Genomic DNA, 3,138 nt, shown 5'->3' on the forward strand with positions numbered 1-3,138 from the left:
ATCCGGGCGGCCCGGCCCAAACCCGCGACCTGACAAAGGACCGCCACACTCCGCCGGATGCCGCCGAGGAACGTACGGCCCGCCCTTGCCGGCCTCCAGCCAGCCGCGTTCCATACACACGTCCGAGGCCAGGGCCGTTCCGGGTAGCGTGAAGCACGGTGGGCTTCATCTCGTGGACTATCCGGGGCAGTGATAGCTCGATGAATGAGGTGCTCGGTTACCGAGCCTCCGGGTGTGCGCTGTCGGTGCTTCCCTGGCCAGATCGCTCCGCCCTCGGCGGAGGATGCAGCGCGTGGGTTGATCATGTACGGAGTGTGGGGATAGTAAGCGACCATGGATCCCGCGGAGTGGCTGCTGACCAAGTCGGAGCGCGGCAACGCGCAGACCGTGCTCGACGCCCGCCACTTCGGGGATAAGGCCTGGTCCAGCGGCAACTTCGTCCGGCCGCTAGTACACGGCGCCACCTACTTCTCGGAGCTGGCGCAGCGCATCCGAGAGACCCGAGCCGGCGACGCAATCTACTTCACCGATTGGCGCGGCGACCCCGACGAGCGCCTGACCGACGACGCGGAATCCGCGATCGAGGGCCTGCTGTCGGAGGCTGACATCCGAGGAGTTGACGTCCGGGGCCTGGTCTGGCGCTCCCACTGGGACCGCCTGTCCTTCTCGGGCGAAGAGAACCGCCAAATGATCGAGGCGCTGCAGGCCAACGACGCCGAAGCCCTGCTCGACATGCGGGTGCGTACTGGCGGCTCCCACCACCAAAAGCTGGTGGTGATCCGCTTCCAGGGCCGGCCGGAGCGGGACATCGCGTACGTGGGCGGCATCGACCTCTGCCACGCTCGCCGCGATGACGCCCGGCACCTTGGTGATCCGCAGCCGCAGCCCATGGCAGAGGAGTACGGGGAGACACCCCCGTGGCATGATGTGCAGGCCGCGATCGCCGGTCCCGGGGTATATGACGTGGAGACGGTGTTCCGAGAACGCTGGCAGGATCCAACCCCGCTCAGCCGCAACCCGGTGCGCCGACTGCGCGATCGGCTGGCCGGCGAGGACACCAGCCCGAACCCGCTACCCGCGCAGGCGCCGCCGCCTCCGCCGGTGCCCGGTGGTACCCATCTCGTGCAGCTACTCCGGACCTACCCCGACCTGCGGCACGGCCGGGACTACCCGTTTGCCCGGGGCGGGGAACGCAGCGTGGCCCGGGGCTACAGCAAGGCGCTGGCCCGGGCCCGGCAGCTGGTGTACATCGAGGACCAGTACCTGTGGTCGCCCGACGTGGCTCAGGCGTTCGTCGAGTCCCTACGCCGAAACACCGAGCTGCGGGTGATTGCGGTGCTACCCCACCTGCCCGACCAGAACCTCCCGCTCTCCCGGGTTCCTCAGCAGTACGGACGCATTGAGGCGCTGAGCATGCTGACCGAGGCCGCCGGTGACCGGGTGGCGGCGTACGGAATCGAGAACCACGCCGGCACCCCGGTGTACGTGCACGCCAAGATTTGCGTGATGGACGACTGGTGGGCGACCGTGGGATCGGACAACTTCAGCCGCCGCTCCTGGACCCACGACTCAGAACTGTCAGTGGTCGTGCTGGACGCCAGTGGCGGCGACCACGGTGCCTACGCTCGACGGCTGCGGCTCACCCTGGCCGCCGAGCACCTGGACCGTGAGGTGGGACCCGCGGAGTTCCCCGGCGACATCTCTCGCATTCAGACCGGCATAGCGCCAGGCGACCTGGACGACGCCACCCTGCTGGAAACCATGGCCGACTGCGTGGCCCCGCAGGGGATGTTCGACGCCTTCGCCGCCTCCGCGGCCCGCCTCCAGGCCTGGGTGGACAACGGCCGGCAGGGAGTGCGCCCACCCGGGCGCCTCCGACCCATCCGCGATCCGGAGCTGTCGACGCTGACACGGCTGTGGGCAGCTCCCCTGTACCGGGTCGTGCACGACCCCGACGGACGCCCCAAGGCATTGCGGAAGCGCCGTCAGTTCTGAGGCTTGGCGCATCTCGGGAGAGCTTTTCTCGCCTCGCTCGACGGCCTTCTCGCCTGACGAGGGCACCCAGTACTGGCAGTTCTGCTTCGCAACAGTGCCCTCGCTTGGTCGGCGATGAGGTTCGGGCGCTCTTCTGGCATCCAGTGGCTGCAGCCCTCGACGACCTCAAGGGTCAAGTCAGCCCCATGGGCCTTCGAACTTGCGAGTTCCAGCTGAGCCGAAACCAGCGAACAATTTGTGCGTGGCGAAGCCCCTGAGATGTCGACTCGGGCACCATGCCCGAAAAGATCGCGAAATCCCGAAACCCTGTCGGCCACGGATTTGGGTGATGACGACGGCAGGCGGCTGCCCGCCGAATGGTGTGTTCCTTGTGGACTCACGAGCTTGTCCAGCGGGTTCGTTGGGTCAGCCTCGCTAACACGCGCGAGCTGATTTGCCGGACAGGCATGGTTGCACCTCTACTGGATGCGCACGGCTCACGCACGCATCTGCGGCGAAGCAGCCGGATCTTAGAAGGCCCAGCGGCCGGGCTCGGCTTTGCTAGACCCGGGCGGACCCGGGTCGGCCTCACCGGAGCAGTCGGTAGAAGCGCCAGTAGTCGGTGTGGATCGGGAGGACCTCTACCGCGCCGAAGCCCGCCTGGAGGGCGTACTGATGAAGCATCGAGGGACGCATGACGGCTCCGGTGGCTGCGGTCTGGGGGTCTCCCATGGCACCGGGCAGGCAGGACACAACGCTCCAGCCATACTCAGTTCGTTCGCGTGGTGAGGCAGGGACCGTGAACTCCTCGGCGACCAGCCCATCGACCACGAGCACGGTCCCGTCCTGGGCGAGCACCCGGCGGGCTGCGCTGAGTGCCTCAACGGGTCGCGCCATGTCATGCAGGGCCTCGAAGATCGTCACCAGGTCATACACGCCCGCTCCGCCCAAGTCGGCCGCATCGGCGACGGCGAACCTTACTCGATCAGCGGCGCCCGCCCGCTCGGCGTTCCTGCGAGCGGCGCTGATGGCATCGTGGTCGAGATCGAGGCCATCCACGTGGATGTTGGGATACGCCTGGGCCATTGCGATGCTCGACCAGCCGGTGCCGCACGCCACGTCGAGGACCCGCGCCGGCGGCTCGGCCCGAAGCCGCACGTCGAC

Annotated in this window: 2 protein-coding genes; one reads left to right on the plus strand and one right to left on the minus strand. The window is 68.0% G+C overall.

Going from position 1 to position 3,138, the window contains the following annotated elements; genetic code table 11:
* Window positions 1-333 precede the first annotated feature (333 nt).
* Window positions 334-1,995 (plus strand): phospholipase D-like domain-containing protein, encoded by a 1,662-nt coding sequence (locus VHR41_02950; GenBank protein ID HEX3233128.1) that lies wholly within the window; start codon window positions 334-336, stop codon window positions 1,993-1,995.
* Between the two features lie 567 nt (window positions 1,996-2,562).
* On the opposite strand, the gene VHR41_02955 is transcribed toward VHR41_02950, so the two are convergent.
* A partial coding sequence (locus VHR41_02955; GenBank protein ID HEX3233129.1) for a class I SAM-dependent methyltransferase occupies window positions 2,563-3,138 on the minus strand: 576 nt, incomplete at its 5' end.

This window comes from Gemmatimonadales bacterium, assembly GCA_036265815.1.
Classification (GTDB): Bacteria; Gemmatimonadota; Gemmatimonadetes; order Gemmatimonadales; family GWC2-71-9; genus CAVVWJ01.

Excerpts from the sequence above, each read along its gene's own strand:
- VHR41_02950 (HEX3233128.1), top strand. The coding sequence starts at position 334 with ATGGATCCCGCGGAGTGGCTGCTGACCAAGTCGGAGCGCGGCAACGCG.